This window comes from Cellvibrio japonicus Ueda107 (genome assembly GCF_000019225.1).
GTDB lineage: Bacteria > Pseudomonadota > Gammaproteobacteria > Pseudomonadales > Cellvibrionaceae > Cellvibrio > Cellvibrio japonicus.
The window spans coordinates 83,178-108,065 of record NC_010995.1 but is presented as its reverse complement, the minus strand read 5'-3'; the positions used below and the strand labels follow the sequence as shown (position 1 = coordinate 108,065).

The 24,888-nt window shown below is 54.8% G+C and carries 19 protein-coding genes; 6 read left to right on the top strand and 13 right to left on the bottom strand.

What is annotated here, in order from left to right; translation table 11 throughout:
- Window positions 1-42: 42 nt before the first annotated feature.
- The 4 genes from CJA_RS00315 to CJA_RS00300 all read right to left on the bottom strand — a co-directional run bounded on the left by CJA_RS00315 (window position 43) and on the right by CJA_RS00300 (window position 4,516).
- On the bottom strand, window positions 43-1,056 hold the full coding sequence (locus CJA_RS00315; protein WP_012485747.1) for an alpha-L-glutamate ligase-like protein: 1,014 nt from the start codon (window positions 1,054-1,056) through the stop codon (window positions 43-45).
- Window positions 1,053-2,603 carry an inactive transglutaminase family protein gene (locus tag CJA_RS00310; RefSeq protein ID WP_012485746.1) on the bottom strand — a complete coding sequence of 517 codons (1,551 nt, stop codon included), beginning with the start codon at window positions 2,601-2,603 and terminating at the stop codon, window positions 1,053-1,055. Before CJA_RS00310 ends, CJA_RS00315 begins: the two co-directional genes overlap by 4 nt.
- Before the next feature lie 32 nt (window positions 2,604-2,635).
- A complete protein-coding gene (locus tag CJA_RS00305) occupies window positions 2,636-3,436 on the bottom strand; it encodes an ATP-dependent zinc protease family protein (RefSeq protein ID WP_012485745.1) in 801 nt (266 codons plus the stop codon).
- A 183-nt stretch (window positions 3,437-3,619) separates the two neighbouring features.
- Window positions 3,620-4,516, bottom strand: coding sequence for a lysophospholipid acyltransferase family protein (locus tag CJA_RS00300; RefSeq protein WP_041550783.1), 897 nt, complete (start codon window positions 4,514-4,516; stop codon window positions 3,620-3,622).
- 141 nt (window positions 4,517-4,657) lie between these two features.
- On the opposite strand from CJA_RS00300, the gene CJA_RS00295 reads away from it, so the two are divergent.
- Entirely contained in the window at window positions 4,658-5,332 is a 675-nt protein-coding gene (locus CJA_RS00295; RefSeq protein ID WP_012485743.1) for a hypothetical protein, read from the top strand.
- 200 nt (window positions 5,333-5,532) lie between these two features.
- On the opposite strand, the gene CJA_RS00290 is transcribed toward CJA_RS00295, so the two are convergent.
- Window positions 5,533-6,099 (bottom strand): CBS domain-containing protein, encoded by a 567-nt coding sequence (locus tag CJA_RS00290; protein WP_012485742.1) that lies wholly within the window; start codon window positions 6,097-6,099, stop codon window positions 5,533-5,535.
- 276 nt (window positions 6,100-6,375) lie between these two features.
- On the opposite strand from CJA_RS00290, the gene glyQ reads away from it, so the two are divergent.
- The 4 genes from glyQ to CJA_RS00270 all read left to right on the top strand — a co-directional run bounded on the left by glyQ (window position 6,376) and on the right by CJA_RS00270 (window position 10,901).
- Window positions 6,376-7,347, top strand: coding sequence for a glycine--tRNA ligase subunit alpha (gene glyQ / locus CJA_RS00285; RefSeq protein ID WP_012485741.1), 972 nt, complete (start codon window positions 6,376-6,378; stop codon window positions 7,345-7,347).
- Entirely contained in the window at window positions 7,347-9,425 is a 2,079-nt protein-coding gene (gene glyS / locus CJA_RS00280; protein ID WP_012485740.1) for a glycine--tRNA ligase subunit beta, read from the top strand. The genes glyQ and glyS overlap by 1 nt, the downstream gene beginning before the upstream one ends.
- A gap of 162 nt (window positions 9,426-9,587) precedes the next feature.
- Window positions 9,588-10,160 (top strand): D-glycero-beta-D-manno-heptose 1,7-bisphosphate 7-phosphatase, encoded by a 573-nt coding sequence (gmhB, locus tag CJA_RS00275; RefSeq protein ID WP_041550781.1) that lies wholly within the window; start codon window positions 9,588-9,590, stop codon window positions 10,158-10,160.
- A 15-nt stretch (window positions 10,161-10,175) separates the two neighbouring features.
- A complete protein-coding gene (locus CJA_RS00270) occupies window positions 10,176-10,901 on the top strand; it encodes a lysophospholipid acyltransferase family protein (protein ID WP_012485738.1) in 726 nt (241 codons plus the stop codon).
- A gap of 122 nt (window positions 10,902-11,023) precedes the next feature.
- On the opposite strand, the gene CJA_RS00265 is transcribed toward CJA_RS00270, so the two are convergent.
- Window positions 11,024-13,066, bottom strand: a complete 2,043-nt coding sequence (locus CJA_RS00265) for a pectate lyase family protein (protein WP_012485737.1) — start codon at window positions 13,064-13,066, stop codon at window positions 11,024-11,026.
- 388 nt (window positions 13,067-13,454) lie between these two features.
- Here CJA_RS00265 and CJA_RS00260 point away from each other — a divergent pair, with 388 nt between their 5' ends.
- Complete coding sequence (locus tag CJA_RS00260; RefSeq protein WP_012485736.1) at window positions 13,455-15,992, top strand: heavy metal translocating P-type ATPase; 2,538 nt, start codon at window positions 13,455-13,457, stop codon at window positions 15,990-15,992.
- Window positions 15,993-16,071: 79 nt separating this feature from the next.
- Here the strand turns inward: CJA_RS00260 and CJA_RS00255 are convergent, their stop codons facing one another.
- The 7 genes from CJA_RS00255 to CJA_RS19690 form a co-directional block, all read right to left on the bottom strand.
- A complete protein-coding gene (locus tag CJA_RS00255) occupies window positions 16,072-16,401 on the bottom strand; it encodes a Na+/H+ antiporter subunit G (RefSeq protein WP_012485735.1) in 330 nt (109 codons plus the stop codon).
- Window positions 16,402-16,410: 9 nt separating this feature from the next.
- The gene (locus tag CJA_RS00250; RefSeq protein ID WP_012485734.1) at window positions 16,411-16,680 is read right to left on the bottom strand and encodes a K+/H+ antiporter subunit F; all 270 of its coding nucleotides are present in this window, start codon (window positions 16,678-16,680) and stop codon (window positions 16,411-16,413) included.
- Window positions 16,662-17,207 carry a Na+/H+ antiporter subunit E gene (locus tag CJA_RS00245; protein ID WP_012485733.1) on the bottom strand — a complete coding sequence of 182 codons (546 nt, stop codon included), beginning with the start codon at window positions 17,205-17,207 and terminating at the stop codon, window positions 16,662-16,664. Before CJA_RS00245 ends, CJA_RS00250 begins: the two co-directional genes overlap by 19 nt.
- Before the next feature lie 33 nt (window positions 17,208-17,240).
- Complete coding sequence (locus tag CJA_RS00240; protein WP_012485732.1) at window positions 17,241-18,749, bottom strand: monovalent cation/H+ antiporter subunit D; 1,509 nt, start codon at window positions 18,747-18,749, stop codon at window positions 17,241-17,243.
- Complete coding sequence (locus tag CJA_RS00235; RefSeq protein ID WP_012485731.1) at window positions 18,746-19,120, bottom strand: Na+/H+ antiporter subunit C; 375 nt, start codon at window positions 19,118-19,120, stop codon at window positions 18,746-18,748. Before CJA_RS00235 ends, CJA_RS00240 begins: the two co-directional genes overlap by 4 nt.
- Window positions 19,120-21,945 (bottom strand): monovalent cation/H+ antiporter subunit A, encoded by a 2,826-nt coding sequence (locus CJA_RS00230; protein WP_012485730.1) that lies wholly within the window; start codon window positions 21,943-21,945, stop codon window positions 19,120-19,122. Before CJA_RS00230 ends, CJA_RS00235 begins: the two co-directional genes overlap by 1 nt.
- 834 nt (window positions 21,946-22,779) lie before the next feature.
- Window positions 22,780-24,615 carry a pectate lyase family protein gene (locus CJA_RS19690; protein ID WP_238526798.1) on the bottom strand — a complete coding sequence of 612 codons (1,836 nt, stop codon included), beginning with the start codon at window positions 24,613-24,615 and terminating at the stop codon, window positions 22,780-22,782.
- Window positions 24,616-24,888 lie beyond the last annotated feature (273 nt).

Genomic DNA, 24,888 nt, shown 5'->3' with positions numbered 1-24,888 from the left:
GTGCAAGCCCGGAAGAAACTGTAAAAAGATTTACGCAGGAAATTACAACCCATCCGCGGTGAATGTCTTCATCACATAATCCACGCGCTGTTCCGGTGTGCGGTGCATGCGCGCTTTCAGTGATTCGACATGGCGCAGGCGCGGCAGCAGGCCGCGGCCGTTGGCGACCTGGATGCTGAGTCCGGGGCGGGCGTTGAGTTCAAGCAGTTGTGCGCCGCGCTCTTTATCGAGTACCAGGTCAGTGCCTATGTAACCCAACCCGGTCATTTCGTAGCAGCGCGAGGCAATCAACAACCAGTCGCGCCAGTTGGCGATCTGGATTTCGTTGAGCGCGCGGCCGGTATCGGGATGATGGGTCACAGGTATTGAATGTTGCACCGCACCGAGTGCGCGACCGGTGGCAATATCCAGCCCCACCCCCACCGCCCCCTGGTGCAGGTTGGCCTTGCCGTCAGACTTGTGGGTTGCGAGGCGCAGCATCGCCATGACCGGATAGCCTTTAAAAATAATGATGCGGATATCCGGCACGCCTTCGTAGGAATAATCCTTGAAGTAGTCATCGAATTTGATCAGGTCTTCCACAATAACCACATCGGGTTTACCGCCCAGCGAGTAGAGTCCGGCAAGGGCGTTACTCATGTGGCGACGGATATCTTCGATGGTGATTTCAGCACCGGATGATTTAATAAAGTTATCGCCGCGGCGACCGATGATGACCAGAATTCCTTTACCCCCTGACCCCTTGGCCGGCTTTACGGCGAAGGCTTCCAGGGCCATGAGTTTTTCTTCGATGTGGGAAATTTCGTGCTGGGAATTGACCACGAAAAATAACTTGGGTGTGGCGACTTCGTATTCTTCGGCCAGCAGTTTGGTTTTGAGTTTGTTATCAACCAGGGGATAAAGGCTGCGCGGGTTGTAGGCGGAAATGAACTCGTGGTTGCGGCAGTTCATACCGAGGATTCCCATACGCTTGAGGCGCCAGGGGCTGACCCAGGAGCCCCACCAGCGAGTAATACCCGCCGAGGTCAGCAGGGACGGCTTGGCAGCCTTGCTCATGGCTGGTCTCCCTTCTTATCCGCTTCGGCGTTATCCACCATGGCGCGGAAGCGACGCAGCTCGGAGAGTTTGTAACCGGTGTATTGGCCCATGAGCATAATCAGCGCCAGGGCGATCAGGTTAAGTTCGGGGAAGTTAAAGGTGAGATGGCCGATGAGCGGCACCTGCATCAGCAGGTACGCCAGCACGGCGACCAGCAAGCTACCGCCGCCCTGTACCAGCACCTCTTTGGGGCCTTCTTCTTCCCAGAGGATGGACATGCGCTCGATGGTCCAGGCAATGATGATCATCGGGAAGAAGGTGATGGTCATACCGGTATTCAGGCCCATCTGGTAGCCAACCAGGCTTAGGGCAGAGATGATGAAAATCACCAGCACTACCAGGGTCGCAATCCGCGAAATCAACAGCAGGTTAAGCCGCGAGAGATAGGTGCGCAGCACCAGGCCCATAGCCACTACCAGGATAAAGCTGATCAGGCCCAACACCAGCGAGGTTTGCAAAAATGCCAGGGCAATCAGGATAGGCATAAAGGTGCCCGAGGTTTTCAGGCCGATGATGATCCGCATAAACACCACAACCAGTGCCCCTATGGGCAGGAGCAATAGCAGCTTGAACATGCTCTGCTCTTCAATAGGCAGATGCTGGATACTCACCAGGGTGAAGATACTGTTCTGGTTTTTGGCTTTAATAAGGTCCAGCACCGGCACCGTCTGGTAAATCATCGAAAAGCTGACACGCGAGCGGGTACCGCCAGCCACGTCGAGGATGGACTCACTGCCGGTATGCCACAACAGCAGGTTGGCGGGAACCCCCTGCTCACCCGTGTAGGGATTGAACAACACCCATTGGTGGCCATCAAATACCTGAACCAAACGGGTCAGGTTCTGGTGGCGACGGGCATCTTCCAAATACAACCCCAGGGCCGGGCGCGCAGGAATGCCCGCCTGGTTTATCAGTTTTTCCAACAGCAGTGATTTATCAGAAGAAACCGACAATAAAAGGGCCGCATTTTGATCCAGGGCTTCGGAATTGAGCTGCTTGATCAACTCGCGCGCCAAGCTTTGCGGGGTGCTGGACCTGGCCCAGGCCACTTCCAGCACCTGCTGGGCAGCGGTTTCCTGGGAGGAGCCATCCCAATCCACACGCCGGACTTCCGGTTGTTGCAGGAGCGCCAGCGCCTGGTCGTTGTGGCCGATGGTGAACTGGCTTTTGTAATAGATGGTTTGCAGGCCAATGGCGCCGCGCTTGGACCATTCGCCGCGACGCACCCCGTTTTCGGATACCACCGAATAACCATAACCGGGGGCTGCCGCCTGCTCGGTGACACTGCGGAAACCGGGAGGATTATCCGGCAGGCCCAGGCGCGCCGTGACCGGCTCGCCGGTCGCTTCGAAATCGATACGCGCTTCGATCAGCCACACCGGTTGCTGCACACCCGGCAACAGCGGTATTTCCATCTGGCTGTGACGCAGCCAGGCAGTCACCAGGCCAAACAGGATCAATCCGCAAATAATGGTGTAAAAGGGGGCACGTGACGGCTTTTTCATCAATCAGGTCCTGGAGACAAGCTAGTCCGGGGCTAGGGTTGGGCTTTGGGGGCAGGTTCTTCGATACGTTGAACAGGCGCCAGGTTATTACCGCTCACATCGACCAGCATCACGTCACGCAGCAGGTTGCGGCCAATCAGTAACGGAAATTCGGAGGTACTGCGATCCGCCAGCACAAATTCGCCTTTCTGGGTCAGCTTTCCCACCGTAAAACGCATTTCCACCACCGGTCGGCGCTCGGTGGTGGCACTGGCAGTGGTCACATTCTGGAAGCGTAAACGCTTGCGCTCCAGGACATGGGGTTCTTTGGTTTCGGGGTTATAAACGGTAAACCTGACCCACTCGTCGCTGTTGCGCTCAAACAGCTGGATATTGCGTGCATCCAGTACCGAGTTGGCCACATTGGTGTTGATGCGGGTCGGCATAATGATATTCAGGCCCGTGAGCAGTACCTGTTCCTGCAACCCGACGATTTGTTTGTCCACGACCGGGGTTTCGGCGGGCGGCACCTTGGGTGCCGGTGGGGATACCGGCGAAGGACAAACCACCCGGGTGGTTTGCTTTTCAATCACGCGGGGTTCGGACTCAAGGACTTTTTGCTGCTCGGCAAGTTGTTGTTGCAAGGCACCAAGGCTGGCAACCAGTTCACGCTGTTGCTCTTCCTGTTGTTTAAGGTGCGTGTCCTGGTTGGCAAGACATTGCTGCAGGGCATTCTGGTTAATCAACAATTGCTTGGAGCTACTACAGGCCATAAGGCCGCCGGCGAGCAAGGGAATCCACAAAACAAGGTTGAGGGTCTTGCGACCAGGACGAAAAAAAGAACAGTTATCCATGGAATTAACCGGGGGTCAGACAATGAAAACCAGCTAAAAAGCAGACGATTCAGGTGTTATCACCCGGCGGAGCCCTGCCTTTTATTAACGCACTTGGGAGGCGAGAGTCATACCGGACGCGAAATGTTTTACATTGTAGCGATAAGGCCTTGATAAAACACGTATAAGGCAGATCAGATTCGATTAATTTTTGTTGTCGCCGGACTTGTAAGGATTGCGCAGATGTGCCGGCAGGCGGCCAAAGCGCTTGTACTCCCACTGGTATTGCGCCGGCACCCGCCGCACACAGGCTTCGACACTGGCATTTAAACCCGCCACAGATTGCACCTGGTTATCACTATAGATAGCGGGATCGGCTTCCATCACGACCATTTTAAAACCGCCGGAAACCCGCTCGGCATAGCAGGAGCAGACTGCACAGCCGGTGCGCTGGATCAGGCCGTGGATCAGGGTCATGGTCACTGCCGGCTGGCCAAAGAACGGGGCTATTTCACTACCGGCGTCCCGCTCCGGCACCTGGTCGGGAAGCACCCCCACAATCGTGCCGCCCTGGAGCGCCTTGAACAACATCATCACGCCTTTGCGGTTGGTGGGGGCCATGGTGATATTGAGTTTGCTGCGACCGGACAGTACCAGGTCATCCATCGCCTGGGTTTTGAGCGGTTGGTACATGGCGGTCAAATGGGCCAGGCTGGCCAGATAGGGCGCAACGACTTCCCAGTTACCGTGATGGGGAGCCAGCACCAGCACCCCCTGCCCCTGTGCGAGCTTATTGCGCAGTATGTCCTCGCCTTCGCGCGCCAGTATGCGACGCTCCAGCCAAGGCCAGGAATGGCGCCAGATAGCACCGGCCTCCATGGCTGTTTTGGCCGTTTCCTGCAGGCTGTGAATCGCCAACTGGCGCTGCTCGACGGGCGATAATTCCGGAAAACAGTGGGCAATATTGATACGCGTCACCCGGGCGGAACGCCCCTTGCCCCACCACAGCAAACGGCCAATCAGATCGCCCATTCCACGCAGCAATCCCAGCGGCAATAGCGCCAGGGCCTTGATTAACAGAGGGGCTAATTGATCTTTCATGCACTGGGTCACTCGGCTGGCAAAAAACTGCGGGCAGCTTACCGGAAATTCCCCGCTAACTGAACGTATCTGTTCCGGCTGCCGGCCAGGGTCGGCTAGAGTATTAGCACCCCTCTTTCTTCCGGTTTACAGGGAGGTCCCATGCAACCCGTTGCAACTGCCTGGCTGGTTTTTACGATTCCCCTGGTTGTGGTCCATGCCGCCTGGCTGTGGAGCAGCCTGGTTGGGGCTATTGACTGGTGTGTCCCCTATTGGAGTGGCTGTACGTCTATCAGCAAGGCGGCCCGCTCCAGTGATGCCCTGTTTTTGTTTCGCTCGGCCATGACCCTCAACGCCGGGTTGTTAATCCTGTTTTGGCTGCACGTCGCTGCCTTCCTCCGCCTTAACCGGCTTGCCGGGCACAGCTGTTACTGGATTATCGGACTTGGTGTTACCGGTGCCCTGTTCCTGGTGGTTTATGCCAACTTCCTGGGTTACAGCGGCGAGGTATACCGCTTTATGCGGCACTATGGTGTCACGGTGTATTTCGGGTTTACCGTATTAGCCCAGATGCTCCTGCTGCGGCAGTGGCGACAATTGCCCGGGCATACAGGCAAGTGCCAGGTAAAAGCGATCCACGGGTTGTGCTGGTGGATGTTGCTACTGGGATTGGCCAGTAGCGGTTGCAACCTGCTCTTGCCAGATCCACTCAAGGACATGTGGGAAAACATTATCGAATGGCATTTTGCATTGAGTATGAACATTTACTTCGCACTGGTAGCACTACTATGGCAATCACTGGGTTACCGCCAGCAACCGCTGCAAGAGTCGACCTGAACAGGCGCCGATAAACAATGGCCGGGAGCCATTTTCAACGTCGTGCAACAACGGCCCGGAGGGTGGCGGCCATGGATACGGCACACCATAAAAAAGGCCGATCATAAGATCGGCCTAAACGACAGGACTAGCAGTCAATAAGCCCTAAAAGCAAACCCAGGCCATTAGCAGGGCAAAGCTCATGGCCTGGCAAAAACCGGCTAGTGCGCCTTTACCGCGGTAAAGATATCGACAAAGGTCAATTCTTTTTCAATCTGTACCGGTGTATGCAGGCGACGGGCAATGTCGCGGGCAGAGACTATACCGCGGATATGGTGTGCCTCCTGATCCACCACCAACAGGTAATCCTGGTGATGTTTCTTCAGGGTTGATACCACATCCGATACCCTGGCCTTGGCAAACTCATCAAAATCAATCGCGCGAATGTTGCGGCGCGAATGCATCAGGTCACGTACCAGCAATTCATCCGGCCTTACACCCAATTCGATACGTTTCAGCGCCATGTGGTGCTCAGAGAGATCATCAATACCGATCACACCAATAAACTCGCGCTTCTCATCAATGACCAGCTTGGTGCGCACATCTTCCGCCAGCATTAATTCCAAGGCTTCACTGGCCTCCATTTGCGCGTCCAGCATATGCGGTTTATGGCTGCGGAAATCGGTCAGGATCGCCAGTGCGGAGGTAGTGCCATGGACATCTTCAAATTCTTCAGGTTGAACGAGATGGTCGTCTGCAGCCAGGGCAAATACAGTCAAATTTTTCATAACAAACCCCAATTCAATTGTTGATAACCCAGGGGGAGTGCACGACGGTAAGGCGTTTTTCTCTCTCTGTTGATATCAACATAGGCGCGATGCCCTCTGATTAAAAGTCACCCAAAAGGCTATTTACGCGCGATTTACAACTTCTTTACGTGGGGTTTACTGGAGCGCAGCCTGTTATTACCCCAGCCGGTAAAACCTGCCATTCAGCGCGATAGACAGCTATAATCGCCGCATTTTTTACCTTTTCCTGACCACCCTTCACCCATTGGGTCTGCCATGACTGAAAAACGTTACGATGTAAGCACCTTCCAGGGCCTGATCCTCGCCCTGCAAGACTACTGGGCGCGCCAAGGCTGCGTGATTTTGCAACCCCTCGACCTCGAAGTCGGCGCCGGTACCTTCCACCCTGCCACCTTCCTGCGCGCCATAGGCCCGGAGACCTGGAACACCGCCTACGTCCAGCCCTGCCGCCGCCCCAAAGACGGCCGCTACGGGGAAAACCCCAACCGCCTGCAGCACTACTACCAGTTCCAGGTAGCGCTCAAGCCCTCGCCCGATAATATCCAGGAGCTGTATCTGGGCTCGCTGCGCGAAATGGGCATAGATACCAGTGTGCATGACATCCGCTTTGTGGAAGACAACTGGGAATCGCCCACCCTCGGCGCCTGGGGTTTGGGCTGGGAAGTCTGGCTCAACGGTATGGAAGTCACCCAGTTCACCTACTTCCAGCAAGTGGGCGGTTTGGAGTGCTATCCGGTCACCGGCGAAATCACCTATGGTATTGAGCGTATCGCCATGTACCTGCAGGGTGTGGATTCAATTTTCGACCTGGTATGGACCATTAACCCCAACGGTGACAAGGTCACCTACGGCGACGTGTTCCACCAAAACGAAGTGGAAATGTCCACCTTCAACTTTGAAGAAGCCGACACCGATTACCTGTTCAAAAGTTTTGATTTCTACGAGCGGGAATCCACCCGTTTGATGGCCAGGAATTTGCCGCTACCCGCCTACGAAATGGTGATGAAAGCCTCCCACGCCTTTAACCTGCTGGATGCGCGCCACGCTATTTCCGTCACTGAGCGCCAGCGCTTTATCCTGCGCGTGCGAACGTTGGCGCGCGCGGTGGCGCAAGCCTATTTTGACAGTCGCAAAACCCTCGGTTTCCCGCTTGCACCGGAAGCCTTACGCAATGAATTGCTCTCTCTTTCAAATACCGCTGATGGCGTTACTGCGGAGGAAAAATAATGTCTGCCGATTTCCTGGTTGAATTGGGTACCGAAGAACTGCCTCCCAAGAATTTGAAAAATTTAATGAATGCCTTTGCCGAAAGCATTCAAGCGGATTTAACTGCACTGGAATTATCCTTCACCTCGGTAAAAGCCTATGCCGCACCGCGTCGCCTGGCCCTACTGGTAGAAAACCTTGCCAGCGAAAGCCCCTCAAAAGAACTGGTCGTCTGGGGCCCGCCCGCTGCCATTGCCTTTGATAAAGAAGGCCAGCCCACCAAAGCGGCGCTCGCCTTTGCCGAAAAGAACGGTATTGCTGCCTCCGCCCTAAAAGCCGAAAGTGACGGCAAGGTCGAAAAACTGGTAGCACGCCTTGCACAAGATGGCCAAAAAACGGTCGAGCTGCTGGAAAAAGTCGTCGGTGATGCACTGGCCAAACTGCCCATCGCCAAGCGGATGAAATGGGGCTCCAAACGCGAAGAGTTTGTGCGTCCGGTACACTGGCTGGTGATGCTATTTGGCAGCGATGTGGTTAGCGCATCGGTATTGGGTTTAACCGCTGGCCGCACAACGCGCGGTCACCGCTTCCACTACAACCAGCCTATCGAATTGGCCAACGCCAGCGATTACGCCAGCGTATTAAAAAATACCGGTTATGTCGTGGCTGATTTCGCCGAGCGCAGTGCAATCATTAAAGACCAGGTTGAAGCTGAAGCGAAAAATATTGGCGGTGTTGCTGTGATTGATCCAGCGCTGCTGGATGAAGTAACTGCATTGGTTGAATGGCCGGTAGCATTGACCGGTCAATTTGAAGAGCGCTTCCTCGCAGTACCTGCAGAAGCACTGATCGCTTCCATGAAAGAACACCAAAAATACTTTCACGTGGTCGATGCCAACGGCAAACTGAAAAACTATTTCATCACCGTGGCCAACCTGCAAAGCAAAGACCCGACGCAAATTATTGACGGCAACGAGCGCGTGATTCGCCCGCGCTTGTCCGATGCGGCCTTCTTCTTTGAAACTGACAAGAAAACCACCCTGGCCTCTCTGCGCGAGCGTTTGAAAACTATCGTATTCCAGGCGCAACTGGGCACTATTTACCAAAAAACCGAGCGTGTGGCCAAACTCGCACAATTTATCGCGGGCAAACTTAAGGCAGACGAAGCATCGGCTGTGCGCGCCGCCGAGTTGTGCAAATCTGACCTGGTCACCAATATGGTGGGTGAGTTTGACGATATGCAAGGCATCGCCGGTTTTTACTACGCCTTAAACGATGGCGAAAATGCCGAGGTTGCCGCGGCCATGAACGAGCAATATATGCCGCGCTTTGCGGGCGACCAGCTGCCCGCAACCGCGACCGGCGCCATCATCGCCCTCGCCGATCGCCTGGACACCATCAGCGGCATTTTCGGCATTGGCCAGCAGCCTTCCGGCTCCAAAGACCCCTTTGCTTTGCGCCGCGCGAGTATCGCCGTATTGCGTTTGTTAGTCGAAAAAAACCTCGCACTGGATTTGCGCGAACTGCTCACCTTTGCCAAGGCGCAACACAACAACCTGACCGTTGGTGAGGAGCTGGTTGACCAGGTACTGGGCTATATGCTCGACCGCTTCCGCGCCATGTTTGAAGATGCGCAGATTCCCGCCGAGGTATTCCAGGCGGTCAATGCCAAACAACTGTCGCAGCCACTGGATATTAACCAGCGTGTGCTGGCGGTGAATGAATTCAGCAAGCTGCCGCAAGCACAAGCCCTGGCAGCCGCAAACAAGCGCGTATCCAATATCCTCGCCAAGCAAAATGCCGACGTAAGTGCAGCGGTAAACCCTGCGTTGTTGCAGGAGGAAGCCGAGAAAAACCTGGCTCAAGCCGTGGGCGCCAAAGCCGCTGTAGTTGCTCCATTGTTTGCTTCACGTGAATACACTCAGGCATTGGCTGCATTGGCTGATTTACAACCGGTAGTGGATGCTTTCTTTGATAATGTAATGGTCATGGCTGACGACCCGGCACTCCAACAAAACCGTTTGGCACTGTTACAGCAACTGCGTGGTTTATTTTTGGAAGTAGCGGATATCTCTTATCTGGTACCCGCTAAAAACTAGCCACAGATGAGGTTTAGCACTCTCTTGCAGTTCATGGATGGGTGTTAACAGGTGAGACCGTCGCCAACAGGGATGTTGGCGTCGAGCCTACAAGGAAGTATTCACGGCGTGTCTCACCTGTTAACACCCATCCATGAACCTACACCAAACAGAAGCAAAAACATGAAACTCATCATCCTCGACCGCGACGGTGTGATTAACCACGACCGCGATGACTATGTGAAATCCGCCGATGAATGCGTGCCCATTGCGGGCAGTATTGAGGCTATTGCACGCCTGCATAAAGCAGGCTTTACCCTCGTGGTTGCAACCAACCAGGCGGGCCTTGCCAAAGGCCGGTTCGAACTGGAAGACCTGGAGGCCATGCACGAAAAAATCACCCTGCTGGTGGAAGAACAGGGCGGGGAAATCGGTGCAATTTTCTATTGCCCCCACCACCCCGACGACCATTGCAAATGCCGCAAGCCCAAGCCCGGCATGCTGGATGCGATTGAGGCGGAATTTAATACCTCGGTGGAAAGCTGCTATTTTGTGGGCGACAGCCTGCGCGATTTGCAAGCCGGGTTGCAAAAAGGGTGTAAACCGGTGCTGGTAAAAACCGGCAAGGGTATCAAAACCCTGGCGCAACTCGCCAATCCCGGGGAACAAACAGACAATCCATTGGTCAGCCTGGACCAGGTACTGGTTGTCGATAACCTCGCTGCCGCCGCTGACATTATTATTGCCAATACTTAGGCAACAGGAATTCATGTGTTAACACTTCGCAGTCTTATTTTCACGCTCGGTTATAACATCAGTGGTGCCTTTGCCGGGTTGATCGCCGTTATTATCTGGCCGATTCTCCCCTATTCCTGGCGCTGGCAAATTGTTACCTGCTGGAACCGCTTTGTGATGTTCTGGCTGCGTTTATGCTGCGGTATTCGCATTGAAATTATCGGTGAAAAGCACAGAGACCAATATCCCTGTGTGGTTATGGCCAAGCACCAAAGCACCTGGGAAACCATGTTCCTGCAATATTATTTTGGTCCGGTCAGTACCATCCTGAAAAAAGAGTTATTGCGTATTCCCTTCTTTGGCTGGGGGCTCGCCAGCCTGCGCCCTATTGCGATAGATCGCAGCAACCCGGTACAGGCGTTAAAAGATATTAAACGCAAAGGTATACAGCGCTTGCAACAAGGCAATAATTTACTGATTTTCCCGGAGGGGACACGCATCCCCGTTGGCAAGGCAGGCAACTATGCGCGCAGCGGTGCGGATATTGCCATCTCCGCCGGGGTACCAATCATTGCGGTGGCACACAACGCCGGCGAGTACTGGCCGCACAAGCACCTGATTAAATATCCCGGTACGGTTCGCATTGTTATCAGCGAGCCTATAACAACCGAAGGAAAAGATCGCAAACAGCTAACGGACGATATTAAAAACTGGATTGAAGGGGAAATCGCTAAAATGCCACCCGTGCGCAGAAATGGATAAACGATTGATAACCGCACCTGTTGATCCGGCAGATAAATAAGCCTTCCATAAAAAACGCCTTTGTGAAAACCACAAAGGCGTTTTTTATGGATGCCCACTTCATCCCTGAAGCAACAATCCTGTTACAGGCAGGACACTTTACCCAATCCCAATACGTAATAGCGATCACCCGACAGGGGTGAGTTAAAGGCGTATTGACCGTATTTACCCGCGGTTGCACTCAGGTAATCCACCAAATCCTGGCCGGCCGCAAAACGCCAGTTATTAATGGTTGTACGCGAGGCAGCGGTGTAGTTGTTGCTGAGATTAGCCACGGTACCAGAGCTGACAGTAAACCCGGTTTTGGTGGTTTGATCGAGATTACAGGCACCGTCACTGAACCACAGGAAGTTTCCTTCGCCGCGATAGTTACCACCATTAACATCCCGGATCAGGTTGGATTGCAGTTCTGCCAAAGCAGCAGCCAGTGAACTCTTCTCTTGATGGATACGGTTCACCACAAACATATTGTCTTCTTGCAACACACTGGCGCCTACACGAATACTCAGCAGGTCTTTGCGATAGTTGATAAACGCATTGTTAAACATGTGTGATGTACCACGGCGAATCAGTGGTACACGGCGCAGGGTATTACCCAGGGCTGAGTAGCTGGCATCGCGGGTTACAAACAGATTGTGGTGCATCGTGGTTCTGATTTGAGAATCGATCGTGTGGCTGTCGCTGGAGCTGTGCAGTGTTGCGCGTTTCACATCCACAATTTTATTGAACGACATAGTGATGTTGTAAGCGCCCACTTTTACGTCAAAGGCCGAATCACCCGTAGTATCAAAGGTGTTTTTGTGAATCCAGATATCGCGTGAAGCACCAGTGGAACGAATCATATCCGGGTCAACGTAATGGTCTTCGGTATGGCCAGCCCCCTGGAAGCGCAAGTGCGTCAGGATCACATTGTTAGCCGTTTGTGTCGGTGTACCGGTAGAGTCTTTACCAATTGCAAAACCGCTGAACAGGAAGTAAGCCTCGCTACCACGGCCATCGATGGTTTTGTTAGAACCGATCACCGGGTTGCGAATCGGGTTATTCGACTTGTTCATCGCCTTGTTGAAAAATTCATTCACACAGGCTGCACTACTGATATTGTTTTTCGAACACCACTGGGTGTAATTCACACACTCAGCTTCGGTAGCGCCCAGGATGGACTGTACCGTTGCGTTGTTACAACCGAGACGATACATACCGATTTCAGAAGGCTGGGCGAAATCGACTTTGTCGAACACAATCCAGTTGTGGTTGTTATCGGTAATGGCATTAAGGATTTGCTGCTCTACCGACACCCCGGTGTTCTTACGGATAATCGTCAACTTGCTACCGCCGCTGGGGTTGTAGCCACCCAGGGCATTTTCACCGTAGCCCACGGGTTTACCCAGGGTGCGCGACAGGCACTCTACAATTTCCTGGTCGGATTGCAGGGAGGTATCACGCCAGTTCACGTTGGAGTTGGTTGCCAGTGAAATACAGGCCGCACTCAAGCCGCCCACACTGGATTGCGCCGAGGATGAAGAGCGACTGCTGGATACCGATGATGGCGGGCTGCTCACCACAACACTGCTGGAAGACGAGGATGAGGATGAGCGAACAGAACTGGAAGACACTGGCTGACTGGAGCTGGACACCGCCTGGCTGCTGGAGCTGGAACTGATCACACCCGTTGCGTTGTAAACCTCGAATTCGGCAAGGGAGGGCGCCGCCGTAGCATTCACAATCAGGTTAATTTTTTTGGAGCTGACATTGCCGAGCGACACGATACGCTCTGCGCCTATGCCGGTACCACTGGCCAGCAAGGTTCCGTTATCGTTATTCACCAACTGCCAGCTGGTAATCCGGGTACCCTGCTCGCGCAGGATGACGGTGTTGAAGCTGATGGCAGAACCCCATTTCACAGAAACACGCTGGTTGCTGGTGCCACTGGCAGGGCTGGCAGTCCCTGTGTTGCCATCGCGGACCAGCTTGGTGTTACTAAAGCCTGAACCATCGGCACCGGCACTGGGGCCAGTGAGTGCAAGGTTTGCACCGAGGGTTTGGGCATGCAGTGGAAGGGATAAAAGTGCGCTGGCACTTAGTAAAGAACCCAGCGCCCAAGCGCTAATGCGTTGAGAGGAACTCATGTGCGGTTACCTGTAGACAAAATGATTATTGTTAGTCGTTGTTTAGCCTTGCACTGTCCATACGCCATAAAACATGCACTACATCAGCAGTAGCTGGAATGCAGATCAGGCAAGGGGCAAGCTATGACCGAGGGATAACGCGTTTGGAGTTGTGTTTTTGCCGGGGACAATCTTGTGTTTTTATGGTGTGCATTATTATCGTTATAGTCATCACACCCATGGCGGATGCGACGGGCTAAATAATAACCGCTGGTATATCAGTGGCCAAGCCCCTGGTGTAAAGTTTGTCGACTGGTTCAAGGTTAACGGGTTTCATTGACAGCACAGTGGCGCGCTACGGGTGATGGAGCAGCTATCCTCAGGAATCCTGATCTATGAAGGCCTCACAATGACCAGCAAACTCCGCCTCGACCTGCCCCTGTTATTACCCGACATCCCCCACGAAGCTGATGCCTGTGTAGCGCGGCTGCAGGAAGAGCTGCAAAACCGTCCCGGTATAGAACTGGTCCATCTCCACCCTTCAGCCAACCACAAAGCCGCCCAGCTGTGCATTCACTATGATCCGGATAACCTGCCGCTGGCGCGGATTCGCGAACTGGTACTGGCTGCCGGTGCAGCCATCACCGAGCGCTTTGGCCACAAGCTGTGGCATATGGATGGCATCCAGCACGAGCGCCGCGCGCGCACGATTGCCCTTCATCTGCAAACCCTGACAGGGGTACTGGAGGCCGAGGCCAATGCTACCGGCCAGGTACAGGTTGAGTTCGACCGCGCGCGTATCACCGAAGAACAGATTCTCGCCAGCCTGGCCGAATTGGGTGTAACCCCCAGCGCCGCAGCCGCACCAAAAAATCATAGGCACGGGCACGACCATGAACACAGCCACGACCATGAGCATGAGCATGAGCATGAGCATGAGCATAAACACCAGCATGGTGCTGATAGCCAACATAGCCACGACCACGGCGGCCTGCTGGGCCCCAATAGCGAATTGTTCTTTGCGCTGATTTGCGGCGGCCTGTTAGCTGCCGGCTTTGCCATTGAAAAACTGGTCGCCAGCGCCCCCTTTTGGGTTCCACTTGGCGCCTACTGGATCGCCTATTTCTTTGGCGGCTTTTACACCCTGCGCGAAGCCATCGACAACCTGCGTTTAAAACGCTTTGAAATCGACACCCTGATGCTGGTAGCTGCCGCGGGTGCCGCCGCCCTGGGCGCCTGGGCCGAGGGCGCCCTGTTGTTGTTTTTATTCAGCCTGGGCCACGCCCTGGAACACTACGCTATGGGCCGCGCCAAGCGCGCCATAGAAGCGCTGGCACAGCTCGCACCCAAAACCGCCCATGTGCGCCGTGGCGAACAGGCTGTGGAGCTTCCCGTAGCGGCATTGCAGTTGGGCGATGTGGTACTGGTGCGTCCCAACGAGCGCCTGCCCGCCGATGGCTTTGTGATCAGCGGCAACTCCAGCGTAAACCAGGCACCGGTTACCGGCGAAAGCATCCCGGTCGACAAACACCCGGTTGCCGATATTGCACTTGCACGCGCGCGCGCCGACAGCCTGGACGCCGCCTCGCGCGTATTCGCCGGCACCATTAATGGCGCCGCTGCGCTGGAGGTGGAAGTCACCCGCCTGTCCAGCGACTCGGCCCTGGCGCGGGTGGTGCGTATGGTGAACGAAGCGGAAACACGCAAATCCCCCACCCAGCGTTTTACCGACCAATTCGAACGCATCTTCGTACCGGCAGTGTTACTGCTCGCTGTTGCCCTGCTATTTGCCTGGGCAGTCATCGACGAGCCCTTCCGCGACAGCTTTTATCGCGCCATGGCGGTACTGGTGGCCGCCAGCCCCTGCGCCCTGGCCATTGCCACCCCCAGCGCCGTACTGTCCGGCATTGCCCGCGCCGCCCGCAGCGGGGTACTGGTTAAAGGAGGCGCGCCCCTGGAAGAATTGGGCTCCCTCACCGCCATGGCGTTCGATAAAACCGGCACCCTCACTGAGGGCCGGCCGCGTATTACCGAAGTGATTACCGTTGCAGGTACTAGCGAAGAAGAGCTGCTCAAGGTAGCCGTTGCCGTGGAGTCACTGAGTGACCATCCGCTCGCCGCCGCTATTGCCCGCGATGGCCGCGCGCGCCTGGGCGATGCAGTGCCCATAGCAACAGCCAGCGGCCTGCAAAACCTGATTGGGCGCGGTGTAAGCGCGCAATTGGGCAATGACAGGGTATGGATTGGCAAGGCGGAATTATTTGGCAGTAACGGCATAGCACCGCTGGGTGAGACAGCCAGTCGCGCCATTGACCAGCTGCGCGACAGCGGCCGCACCAGTATGGCAATCCGCCTGGGCGAGCGCGACCTGGGTGCTATCGGCCTGATGGACACCCCGCGCGCTGGCGCCCGCGACGCCCTGCAACAGCTGCGCGCACTGGGGATCAAACGCATGATTATGATCTCTGGCGACCACCGCAATGTAGCCAATGCCGTGGCTAAGGATGTTGGCCTGGATGAAGCCTGGGGCGACCTGATGCCCGAGGATAAGGTTGAAGCCATTCGCACCCTGCGCAGCCAGGGCAAGGTGGCCATGGTGGGCGATGGCGTAAACGATGCCCCGGCCATGGCCAACGCCACGGTAGGTATCGCCATGGGTGCCGCAGGCTCCGATGTCGCCCTGGAAACCGCCGATGTCGCCCTCATGGCCGACGACCTGCGCCAACTTCCCTTCGCCCTGGATCTGAGCCGCCGTACCCGCACCATCATTCGCCAGAATGTTTTTGTCAGCCTGGGCGTTGTCGCCCTGCTGGTACCCGCCACCATTTTCGGCCTGGGCATAGGTCCGGCGGTGGCCCTGCACGAAGGCTCTACCCTGCTGGTGGTGTTTAATGCCCTGCGTTTACTGGCTTACCGCCAGCAACCGTTGAATCGGCCGGATTCCTAGTCCAGAGCGCGCCCAACACAAAAAAGGCGGGAAAGAACCCGCCTGCATCTTATAACGGCACACCATAACTCATGGCACCCTACTCCCAAGGCTTGCCCTTGGTTCTGCCTATACAGGGTAATCGCAAATGCAGCGCCGCCTTAGCCACTATATGGGCACTAACCGGTGCGGTAATAAACAGGAACAGGGCGATCAATAGCTCGTGCAAACTCAGGCCATCGCCACGGGTGGAAAAGAAAATCACCGAACCGATAATGACACCGCCCACCCCCAGGGTGGTGGCTTTGGCGGGGCCGTGCAAACGCATGAAAAAATCCGGCAGGCGCGCCAGGCCGATGGAGCCGATCAGGGCAAAGCTGGCACCGGCCAGCAGGAAAAACGCAATGACACTTTCAAGCCAAAACGCCATAGCAACCTCCTATTCAATAATGTCGCCGCGCAACAGGTACTTGGACAGGGCTACCGTGCCGACAAACCCCATGGCCGCAATCAACAGCGCCACCTCGAAATAGAGCATGCTGCCCTGATAAATACCGAATAACACCAGCAGCGCAATGGTGTTGATGTACATGGTGTCCAGCGCCAGTATGCGATCCGGCAGCGAGGGACCTTTGATTAATCGCCAGAGGTTAAGGCTGATGGCCAAACCAAACATAAACAGGGCAATACCTACGGCTGAGGTGAGCATTCAAATACCTCCTTAAGCGGCGCTTCGTAGCGCTGTTTCAACGCGACTATAGCTGCCTCCGGATCGGTTTCGTGCAGGCTGTGTACCAGCAGGTATTTACCGTCCAAACTCAGGTCAGCCGATACAGTGCCAGGTGTCAGCGAAATGGTGCTGGCAAAAATAGTGATGGTGAATTGGTGGTGGATATCCAGGGGCACCTTCATAAACACCGGTTGCAGCTTGTTTACCGGGCCGAGGATCCGCACCACCAATACCAGGTTGGCGATCACAACATCCCACAGGACTAGCAATACATATTTCACCAGCAAGAAGGGCTTGCGAATACGCAATGACTCGGGCCAGAAGGACTGGGTAAGCCAGGGAATCAGCCAGGCGAGAAAAGCGCCCAGCAACAGCTGGCCAACAGTGATGCTGTTAACCAGGAGCAGCCAGAACACCAACATAAACAGGCTAAGCGCCGGATGCGGCAGCCAGCGGCGAGCGCCCACGCGGGGCGCAGTGGTCGAAATATCCCAGGGTGAATTCATAGCATTTACCTGATCGAGTAGCGCTGTAAACGGCTAGCGGGTTTGGAATGCCTGTACGGCCTGAATGTAGTTGTCGGGAGCCAGCTGCTGCTGGGCCAGCGCCCGGGTGTAATCCAGCAGTGGCGCACCCGCCACACTCAACAGCAGGCTAAAGCCCAACAACAGTACCACGGCCAACAAGGCACCCTTATCCGCCGCAACAACAGTGGGGCTTTCACTCGCGTCGGTACGCCAGAAAAACGTGCTGCCACTGCGGCTGAGCGCCATCAAGGTCACCAGGCTGCCAACCAGCAGGATGACCCAGAGTGGTATCACTGCCACACCCGTGTCGGCAGCGCTGAGCAGCAATAGCTTGCCGATAAAACCGCTGAGGGGCGGCAGGCCGATCACACTGACAGCCCCCACAAAAAACAGCCCGCCCAGCAGTGCCGGTTGGCGCAGGCGCGGCCCCCGGGTGATGCGATCGGAACATTCACCGCGCTGGCGCAGGATAAGGTCGGCCAGCAGGAAGAGCGCGCCGCACACAAAGGTAGAGTGCACCAGGTAGTAGAGGCTCGCACTGAGTGCCGCCTCGCTATTGAGCGATACCCCCGCCAGCAGGGTACCCACCGACACGACCACCAGATAGGCAATCTGAGTGCGCAGCTCACGCGCTGCCAAAGCGCCCACCAAGCCCAACGCCAGGGTGACAAGCGCCAGCGGCCAAAGCCAGGGCCAGGCCAAATTGGCCAGGGCGCCTGCATCATTGCCAAACACCAGGGTGTAGACGCGAATAATGGTGTACACCCCCACCTTGGTCATAATGGCAAAGAGTGCTGCCACCGGCGCACTGGCGGCCGCATAGGCGCGCGGCAGCCAAAAGTAGAGTGGCGCTATAGCCGCCTTAAGGCCAAAGACCACCAGGAGCAACATACCCGCCGCCGCTGCCAAGGGGGCATCCGCTGGATCCAGGTTGGCTATTTTGCTGGCCAGATCCGCCATATTCAGGCTGCCAGTGATGCCATATAAAGCAGATACGGCAATCAAAAACAGCGCCGAACCGGCCAGGTTGATCACCACATAGTGCAGGCCTGCGCGCGCCCGCTCCGGTCCACGACCGTGCAGCAGCAAGGCGTAGGAAGCGATCAGTAATACCTCAAAGAACACAAACAGATTAAACAGGTCGCCGGTGAGGAAGGCGCCGTTCACCCCCAGCAACAAAAAGTGCACCAGGCCGTGCAGGTTGTCTCCCGGCTGGTCGTTGCCGCACACCGCATAAGCCAGGCTGAAAAACGCCAGAATGGCGGTCACCAGTAGCATGAGCGCACTCAGGCGATCCAATACCAGCAAAATACCAAAGGGCGGTTGCCAGTTACCCAGGTCATAAAGATGGATTTGACCATCGCTGGCGAGCAGTAGCAGCCAGGTGCACAGGCCCAGCAACAGGGCGCTGGAACCCAGGCTGAGACGGCGAATTAACACCAGGGAGCGGCCGGTGAGCAGGATTAACAGCACCGCCGTTGCCAGGGGCAGGAGTATGGGCGCAATAATCAGGTGATTCACACTTCGTCCTCCGCCAGGAGGCGCTCGGGCTGTACCGGTTTTTCACCGATGGCGGCGCTGCCGTCCACATGGTCATTACCCAATTCGGCGCGCGCGCGCAGCGACAGCACCAGCAGGAAGGCGGTCATGGCAAAGCCGATCACGATGGCGGTAAGCACCAGGGCCTGGGGCAGCGGGTCGGTGTAGCTATCCGACTGGCCGATAACGGCCGGGGCGCCACTGCGCAAACGGCCCATCACAAAAATGAACAGGTTTACCGCATAGGACATGAGCGTTAAACCGAGAATGACCGGAAAGGTACGCGCGCGCAGCATCAGGTAAACACCGCACCCCACCAGTACCGCAATAACCAACGCAATAATGGCTTCCATCAGTGCACCTCCCCGGTTGTAGTGTCAGTGCCCGATCCGGGCCGGTTGTAAGTGGTTTGCGCCAGGCGACCCAATTGGGCCAGCATCAACAGGGTGGCGCCCACCACAGTGATATACACCCCGGTATCAAAGGCCATGGCCGAAGCCAGTTCAAACTCGCCCACCAGCGGCCAGTGCACATGGGTAAAGGTGGATGTCAGGAAGGGATAGCCAAATACCCAGCTGGCCAGGCCAGTCACTGCGGCAATCAGCACGCCCAGCACACTGAGGCGGCGATATTCCAGCGGCAGGCGCTGGCTCACCCAATCGCTGCCACTACATACGTATTGCAGGATCAGCGCCACACTGGTGATCAATCCGGCAATAAAGCCGCCGCCCGGTTGGTTGTGGCCGCGCAGGAAAATATACGCAGACACCATCAGCGCCAGCGGCAGTAAAATGCGCGACAGCACCACCAAAATAGGCGGGTAAGGATCGCGCGCCCAGCGCCGACCCTCGCCATCAGTCCCCGGTAATGGCAATTGCAAGCCATCGAGCATCAGGTAAACCCCGATACCGGCAATGGCCAACACGGTAATCTCACCCAGTGTGTCAAAGCCGCGGAAGTCCACCAGGATCACATTCACCACATTCGTACCGCCGCCGCCACTCACACTGTTGGCCAGGAAGAAATCCGCCAGGCCGGTATCGTAGGGGCGGGTGAGTATGGCCAGGGTGAACAAGCCGACCCCCAGGGCAGCGCCCACGGCCAACAGCAGGTCGCGCACCACCCTGCCTTTGTTCGATTCGTTGGGGGTAAGCTGGGGCAAAAAGTAGAGCGCCAGCATCATGAGAATGATAGTGACGACCTCTACGGAGATTTGCGTCAGTGCCAAATCCGGTGCTGAAAAGCGCACAAACACCAGGGATACCACCAGGCCCACCACCCCCATCACCAACAGCGCGGCAAAGCGGTTGTGGTGCATGATGACTGTGGCCAGGGCGGCAATGACCAGCACCAGCGCCAACAACACACTCACCCAATCTACCGGGCTCAGGGCCACTTGGCCCACCAGTTGGCCCAGGGGCCAGAACTCCACGGCAGCCACCAGCAGCGCCGTGCCAATAAACAGTGCCACCGAGCGCTGTAGCGAGCCGTTATCCAGCACATCGCTCAGGCGCTGGGCCTGGCGCACTATCCACTGGATGCGCTTTTCAAACACCATTTTTTCATCCAGGTAGTATTTGCGTTCATAAAAGGCAAACAGGCCTTTGCGCTGGCTGTACAGCCACAAGCCACCCAGCAAGGCTACTACGCTCATTAACAGCGGCAGGTTGACGCCGTGCCAAATAGCGATGTGATACTCGGGAATACCACTACCCAGGACGGCAAAACTGGCAGCCTCCAAAAAAGGCGCCACCGTAACGTTGGGCAGAGTACCCACCAATAGGCACAGCAATCCCAGTACTGCCATGGGCAGGATCATGTAGCCGGGCGCCTCGTGGGGTGGGTAGATGGGCAGATTAATTGGCTCGCCATTAAAGAACACATCGTGAATAAAACGATAGGAGTAAGCCACGGCGAAAATACCGGCAAACGTAGCCAGTAGCGGAATCATCCAATCAAAACCCCCCATGAGTTCTACCTGCAGGGTTTCGGTAAAGAACATTTCCTTGCTTAAAAAACCGTTGAGCAGAGGCACACCGGCCATGGCCGAGGCCGACACCATCGCCACCGTAGCGGTGACCGGCATATAGCGCCACATGCCATTGATGCGGCGCATATCGCGGGTGCCGGTTTCATGGTCAATAATGCCTGCCGCCATAAACAACGAGGCCTTAAACGTGGCGTGGTTAATAATGTGGAATAACGCCGCTACGGTGGCTAATTGGCTGCTGAAACCGAACAACATGGTAATCAGCCCCAAATGGCTAATCGTGGAATAGGCCAGTAACCCCTTTAAATCGTGTTTAAACAACGCGGTATAGGCGCCAAACACCAGGGTGGCCAGGCCCACAAATGTCACCAGGTAAAACCACCAGTCAGAACCGGACAGCGCCGGGTAAAGGCGCGCCAGCAAGAATACGCCCGCTTTCACCATAGTGGCCGAATGCAGATAGGCAGATACTGGCGTGGGCGCTGCCATGGCGTGGGGCAACCAAAAGTGAAAGGGAAATTGCGCCGATTTGGTGAAGGCGCCGATCAAAATCAAACACAGGGCCAGCGGATACAGGGCGTGGGCCTGAATCTGCTCCGCCGATTGAAGGATCACCTGCAAGCTATAGCTGCCGGTAATCTGGCCCAGAATCAGCGCTCCCGCCAACAGGGTTAAGCCCCCTGCCCCGGTAATGGCCAGGGCCATACGCGCACCCTTGCGCGCCTCACTGCGATGCGACCAGAAACTGATTAACAGAAAGGAACTAAGGCTGGTCAGCTCCCAAAAAACAATTAATAACAACAGGTTATCCGACAGCACTATGCCCAGCATCGCCATCATAAACAGCAGCAGGAAAGCATAAAGGCGACCCAGGGAATCCTCTTTAGCCAGGTAGTAGCGGGCGTACAGGATCACCAGCAGGCCTATGCCCAAAATCAGCAGCGCGAAAATCATACCCAGGCCATCCAGGCGCAGGCTTAAATCCAACCCCAGTTGCGGCAACCAGGGTTGGTGGAAAAAGAACACCTGCCGCTCGAATAAGGCCGGCACCTTGCCCAGCAATAAGACAAGTGCCAGCAGTGGCCCCAGGGCCGCCGCTATCGCGCACAGGCTGCGACCGTAACGCTCCGTCAGTAACGGCAAGATAGCGCCCAGCAATGGCAGGGCAATAATCAACAAGAGGGTCATGGACTAGCCTCAGGAGAGCATTCAAAGAACAGAAAAAGCGACACACCGATAAGGTGCAAGGCAGTAGCTCAGCGGATAACTTGAACCAGCCGTGGAGGGTCGGTAAAAAAAGGCCGGCGACGCCGGTTGGAGCGACGAGTCAGCAATGAGTTCTGAGCAGTTCCAAGCATCATGACTGGGTCTCGGGATGGATTACAACTTCTGCAACAACAGGAAAAATGTACTTTCCCTCCTTATATCGAGCCCTTATACCCTGATTAAGGGGCAGATACCAGCAATTCCCCCCATTATTCACAGTTCCTTACCCATGGAAATCCCGGTTCTGCTTTGATCCGCTCCCTCACGTACAAATAATGGACAATAAAAAACCCCCTGGGTTACAGGGGGTTTCTGGTGATTCCATTCGTGTCTGGCATCAGCTTGGCGCGAGCACAAACAACACAAGATGAACTAACACGAGAAAGCTGCAAAGCGTGAGCTGCTGGCGTATGGTCAAATTGATCATGGTATTACCTAATTATTATTGTGACTGGACATCAATAAACGACAACTATCAATGTATCAGGCCAGGGTTACTTATTAATACTAAACAACAGAATCATTCATCGGATTACAATTGCTTACAAATCCCTATAGACGGCTTATTTATACCATATATATCACTAGCGACAAATATTGTTTAACTATATTCAAAACAACAGATCCATGTTTTTTTAACAATTTATTTATAAGCAAAAAATTCTCAGTATTCTTTGAGCACTTTTATCAACATATCCCTCGCCGTTAACGAGGGACATGTAATAAAAGCCGACACATTTCATGTCGGCCCAACCACTATAAGCAACCGCTCAACTTACCCACACCCGCGTTATTCAATACGTGCGTTTTTGCCGCCGTAGCGGTCATTACCGAGTAAGAATAAGGTGGAGTGTAGTTAACTGTTGAACTGACGCCCGGCCCTGCAACCACACAAGCGGATTCGCCACTACAGGTCGAAGGTTCCCAATTCACATTTACATAGGCATTGGTATCACTGTTGCCAAGATCCCAATAGCCAATTTGTGAACTGTCCTTGCTGAGGATCGGGTTTTTTACATTTTCGAAATAATTGCCTTCGATACGAATGCGCGCGCCCATACGTGAATTGATTCCGGTTTCAAGCACATTCAGGTAATAGTTGTTGTAGACATGTGCCTGACCAAAACGGAACAGGGGCAGACGTGAATTCACATTTTCCAGGCGGTTACCGACAAAGGTCACACGGCGATCATAGCTATCGCTATCACCGGAGCCCCACAGCGATGTCTTCCAGCTGTCATGCAAATAGTTGTAGGAAATGGTGATGTTATCAATCTGGTTTTTGCCACTGACCAGCTCATCATAATAATCCTTATTGACGTCAAGGCTATTGTGAAACTCATTGTGGTCAATCCAGACATTCTTGGAAGTACCCTGGATACTAACCGCATCCTTCTGGCCAATGCGGTTATAACGGATCTTCACATTGCGCACGATGATGTTATTAGCGCGCACAATATTGATGCCTATCCCGTCAAAGAGCGCATTGCTACCCACACCGAGAATGGACACATTCGCCATATCCTTCACATCAAACTGGTTGGCGCCTCCACTGTTCGCCGGTGTAATAGTGCCATTCACATAAATCTTGAGCGGTGTTGGATTGTTCTTCTTGGTTGCCAATGCTGCCACCAATTGCGCACCGGTTGTCACCGTCACCGTAGTACCACCTTCACCACCGGTAGTTCCGCCACCCAGCGCCGCAAAACCGCGCACCGTATTCGCCTGGCTGCAGGACATCAAACCTGTACCACCAGACGGCGTACTGCTTGTAGCCGAACTGGATGAAGAGGAAGAAGAGCTGGTTGTACCACCCACCGGGGTTGCGCTAAACGCATTGGAGTTATGCCACACACCATCGGTAGTACGGTATTTCACCCAGAACCAATAATTAGTTCCGTTATTCAAGCCTGTCGCTGTATAAGTGCGCACACTAGTACCTGGTGATGCAATACGTGTACGACCTGCAGGATCAGAATCTGTATCTATATAAATTTCCTGTGCATTAATTGCCGGAGTCACGGTCCAGTTAAGTGCTACCTGCCCGTTCCCTGCCGAACCCGTCAGGTTAACGCCCCCTGCAGCTGCACTGCTGTTGGCAGCAGAGCTGGTACCACCTGTGGCACTGGATGAAGATGCCGTAGAGGTTGCGTTATAAACTTCAATCTCTGCCATTTGCAATGGTGAACTACCATTTGCAATCAGATTGATTTTTTTCATGGACACAGAGCCCAGGTTAACAGTGCGCGCAGCACCGATCCCGGTTCCTGTCGCCAGGACAGCACCTGTGTCGTTGTTAACGAGCTGCCAATTGGTAATACGGTTACCCGACTCACGCAAAATCACCGTGTTAAAGGTTTGGGCACTGCTCCACTTGACTGAAACACGTTGGTTTACGGTACCGCTGGCCTGGGTATAGGTATTGATACTGCCATCGCGCACCAGCTTGGTATCACTAAAACCGGAACCATCTGCACCGGCACCAGGGCCGGTCAGGGATAAGTTGGAACCCAGGGTTTGGGCATGCAAACCGGTTGCACAAAACAAACCGGTACCTAACAGCCATGCAGCTGCCTGTAGTGAGGTTTTCATAGAAGTTACCTGCATTTATCAATTTATTGTTAGTCGATCCCTATTACACAACACAGCAGATTGCCACGGATAGAAGACAATAATGCGCCACTAACGCAATGCATCAGGGAATTGAAATGCCAAAGGGCAGAATTACCGCAAGAACATCAATTAAGGTGACCGGGATAAATAATAATTGAATTATTTTTTGCCGAACCAGGCTGACTGCTAAAACGACCTGAGGAAGATATAGTATTTATTGTTGAAATTATCTTGCTTTGCGTAGGGTAATGA

What these genes read in the sequence shown, in the direction of transcription:
- glyS (WP_012485740.1), top strand. Translation starts at nt 7,347, where the DNA reads ATGTCTGCCGATTTCCTGGTTGAATTGGGTACCGAAGAACTGCCTCCC.
- CJA_RS00245 (WP_012485733.1), bottom strand. Translation starts at nt 17,207, where the DNA reads ATGAATTCACCCTGGGATATTTCGACCACTGCGCCCCGCGTGGGCGCT.
- CJA_RS00230 (WP_012485730.1), bottom strand. Translation starts at nt 21,945, where the DNA reads ATGACCCTCTTGTTGATTATTGCCCTGCCATTGCTGGGCGCTATCTTG.
- CJA_RS00255 (WP_012485735.1), bottom strand. Translation starts at nt 16,401, where the DNA reads ATGGCGTTTTGGCTTGAAAGTGTCATTGCGTTTTTCCTGCTGGCCGGT.
- CJA_RS00260 (WP_012485736.1), top strand. Translation starts at nt 13,455, where the DNA reads ATGACCAGCAAACTCCGCCTCGACCTGCCCCTGTTATTACCCGACATC.
- CJA_RS00290 (WP_012485742.1), bottom strand. Translation starts at nt 6,099, where the DNA reads ATGAAAAATTTGACTGTATTTGCCCTGGCTGCAGACGACCATCTCGTT.
- CJA_RS00300 (WP_041550783.1), bottom strand. Translation starts at nt 4,516, where the DNA reads ATGAAAGATCAATTAGCCCCTCTGTTAATCAAGGCCCTGGCGCTATTG.
- CJA_RS00250 (WP_012485734.1), bottom strand. Translation starts at nt 16,680, where the DNA reads ATGCTCACCTCAGCCGTAGGTATTGCCCTGTTTATGTTTGGTTTGGCC.
- CJA_RS00315 (WP_012485747.1), bottom strand. Translation starts at nt 1,056, where the DNA reads ATGAGCAAGGCTGCCAAGCCGTCCCTGCTGACCTCGGCGGGTATTACT.
- CJA_RS00305 (WP_012485745.1), bottom strand. Translation starts at nt 3,436, where the DNA reads ATGGATAACTGTTCTTTTTTTCGTCCTGGTCGCAAGACCCTCAACCTT.
- CJA_RS00295 (WP_012485743.1), top strand. Translation starts at nt 4,658, where the DNA reads ATGCAACCCGTTGCAACTGCCTGGCTGGTTTTTACGATTCCCCTGGTT.
- CJA_RS19690 (WP_238526798.1), bottom strand. Translation starts at nt 24,615, where the DNA reads ATGAAAACCTCACTACAGGCAGCTGCATGGCTGTTAGGTACCGGTTTG.
- gmhB (WP_041550781.1), top strand. Translation starts at nt 9,588, where the DNA reads ATGAAACTCATCATCCTCGACCGCGACGGTGTGATTAACCACGACCGC.
- CJA_RS00265 (WP_012485737.1), bottom strand. Translation starts at nt 13,066, where the DNA reads ATGAGTTCCTCTCAACGCATTAGCGCTTGGGCGCTGGGTTCTTTACTA.
- CJA_RS00310 (WP_012485746.1), bottom strand. Translation starts at nt 2,603, where the DNA reads ATGAAAAAGCCGTCACGTGCCCCCTTTTACACCATTATTTGCGGATTG.
- CJA_RS00235 (WP_012485731.1), bottom strand. Translation starts at nt 19,120, where the DNA reads ATGGAAGCCATTATTGCGTTGGTTATTGCGGTACTGGTGGGGTGCGGT.
- glyQ (WP_012485741.1), top strand. Translation starts at nt 6,376, where the DNA reads ATGACTGAAAAACGTTACGATGTAAGCACCTTCCAGGGCCTGATCCTC.